2 protein-coding genes are annotated in these 2,496 nt (G+C 75.3%); one reads left to right on the forward strand and one right to left on the reverse strand.

Annotation, left to right across the window (positions count from 1 at the left end):
- Positions 1-214: 214 nt before the first annotated feature.
- Complete coding sequence (locus ONA70_RS35890) at positions 215-1,246, reverse strand: 3-isopropylmalate dehydrogenase (protein WP_265010920.1); 1,032 nt, start codon at positions 1,244-1,246, stop codon at positions 215-217.
- 224 nt (positions 1,247-1,470) lie between these two features.
- On the opposite strand from ONA70_RS35890, the gene ONA70_RS35895 reads away from it, so the two are divergent.
- On the forward strand, positions 1,471-2,343 hold the full coding sequence (locus tag ONA70_RS35895; protein WP_265010921.1) for an FAD:protein FMN transferase: 873 nt from the start codon (positions 1,471-1,473) through the stop codon (positions 2,341-2,343).
- The last annotated feature ends 153 nt before the right edge of the window (positions 2,344-2,496 follow it).

The raw sequence follows: 2,496 nt of genomic DNA on the forward strand, positions 1-2,496 counted from the left end.
CACCACCGCTCATCGCGCTGACCTCCCTGCGGGTCCACGGCATGCGCTATCGCACGCCGACGTCACTGGTGCCAGAAACTTACCCCGAACGGTCGTTCAGCGGATAGCTCCGCCCCGACGCATCGAGACCACCGGATGGCGCTACGGCCGGCCGGCGGCGCGGTCCCTGGGCACGGGTCCGGCGGCCCGTACCCGGGCCGCGAACGGGCCCGGGTCAGGCTACGGCGTACCCGGCGAGCCGGTCGCCGACCTCCTCGGTGCGCAGCGGGGCCCCCGGCGTACGGCCGGACAGCTCGGCGGCGACGGCGGCGGTGACCCGGGCGGCGGCGTCGGCGTGCCCGAGCTGGTCGAGCAGGAGCGCGGCGGAGAGCACCGCGGCGACCGGGTCGGCGACGCCCCGGCCAGCGATGTCCGGCGCGGAGCCGTGCACCGGCTCGAACATCGACGGGTAGCGCCCCTCCGGGTTGATGCAGCCGCTGGCGGCCAGCCCGATGCCGCCGGTCACCGCGGCGGCGATGTCGGTGAGGATGTCGCCGAAGAGGTTGTCGGTGACCACCACGTCGTACCGCTGGGGGTTGGTCACCAGGAACATCGCGGCGGCGTCGACGTGCTGGTACTCGGTGGCCACGTCGGGGTGCTCGGCGGCGACCGCCTCGAAGGCGCGCGCCCACAGCGAGCCGGCGTGGGTCAGCACGTTGGTCTTGTGCACCAGGGTCACCTTGCGCCGCTCGCGGCGGCGGGCCCGGGCGAAGGCGTCCCGGATCACCCGCTCCACCCCGTGCCGGGTGTTCAGGCTCTCCTCGGTGGCCACCTCGGCCGGGGTGTCCCGGTGCAGCGAGCCGCCGGCGCCGGCGTACAGGCCCTCGGTCCCCTCGCGCACCACGACCAGGTCGACCTCGCCCGGCTTGACCGCGGCCAGCGGCCCGGGCACGCCCGGCCACAGCCGGGACGGGCGCAGGTTGACGTACTGGTCGAAGGCGAACCGGAGTTTGAGCAGCAGGCCGCGTTCCAGCACGCCCGGCGGCACGGTCGGGTCGCCGACCGCGCCGAGCAGGATGGCGTCGTGCCCGGCCAGCTCGTCGAGGACCGAGTCGGGCAGCACCTCACCGGTGCGGTGGTAGCGGGCCGCGCCGAGGTCGTACTCGGTGGCCTCCACCCCGGGGAGCACGGCGTCGATGACCTTGCGGGCCTGCCCGACCACCTCGGGTCCGATGCCGTCCCCGGCCACCACCGCGATCCGTGCCACCTGGCGCTCCTCACCTCGTCGTTCTGGCGCAACGGTACGTCGCCGTCCCGGTTCCCGGTACGCACCTTCCAACATCCGGGACACCGGAACACTCAGGATGCTCCCAGGTAGCACTCATGGGGCGGTCAACTCCAGCCCTTAGGGTCGCAGACGAGCGGGTCGACGCGGGCCCGGGACCGGCTTCGCCGCGGCGCTGTGGCGTCGCCAGCTAGGGGGCAGGTGCGATGCGGATCGACGAGCAGCGACGGGCGGCTTGGACGGACGAGCAGCCCCGGACCCGGTGGATCGACCAGTCGGCCTTCGGCAGCAGCCGCCCCGACCTGCGCCTCGGCACCCGCAGCCACCGGCTCGACCGGGTCGGCGGCGCCGCCGACCGGATCAGCGTCGAGCACACCGTCCGCACCTCCACCGCCGAGTACTCGCTGCTGCTCAACGCCCCCGAGTGGCTCGGCCGGCGCGGGGTGGGCGAGGCGCTGCGGGACGCGGTCGCCGAACTGCGCGCCATCGACCTCACCTACGGGCCGAACCGGCCGGACAGCCTGGTGTCGAGGCTGCGGCGGGGCGAGATCAGCCCCGAGTCGTACCCCCCGCTGGCCGACCTGGTGGACCGCTGCGCCGCGATGCGGGCGGCCACCGACGGATGGTTCGACGCCTGGGCGGTGCCCGGTGGCTTCGACCCGGGCGGCCTGCTCGGCGGCTGGGCGGTGGAACGGGCCGCGGCCCGGCTGCGCGCCGCCGGCGTGCACGACTACGCCGTGCTCAGCGGCGCCGACCTCACCGTACGCGGGCACGCCGCGCACGGCGGCCCGTGGCGGGTCGCCGTGCACCACCCGACGGACGCCCGGCGAGCGCCGCTGGTGCTGGAGATGACGGCCGGTGCGGTGGGCACCTCCGGGGTGACCGGGCGACAGGGACACGTGGTCGACCCGCACACCGGCGAACCGGCCGATCAGCTCGTCTCGGCCACTGTGGTGGGACCGGACCTCGCGGTCGCCGACGCCTACGCCACCGCGCTCTACGCGGCCGGCCCCGCCGGGCTGGCCTGGTTCCGTGACGGCTCGGACTACCGGGCGCTCTTCACCCACCGCCGGCGCTGAGCGCCGCTGACGGACCTCCGCCGCCCCGCCTTCGCATCCGGGACGCGGTACGCGATCGGCCCCCACGGTCTCGGCAACGACGTGGGGGCCGGTCAGCGACGAGTGCGCGTGGCTCGCGCAATCGAGGGGTGCGGGCTGGTGGGCCGGACGGAC

The sequence above is a fragment of the Micromonospora yasonensis genome, from assembly GCF_026013475.1.
In the GTDB taxonomy this organism is placed as follows: Bacteria; Actinomycetota; Actinomycetes; order Mycobacteriales; family Micromonosporaceae; genus Micromonospora; species Micromonospora yasonensis.

What these genes read in the sequence shown, in the direction of transcription:
- ONA70_RS35895 (WP_265010921.1), top strand. Translation starts at nt 1,471, where the DNA reads ATGCGGATCGACGAGCAGCGACGGGCGGCTTGGACGGACGAGCAGCCC.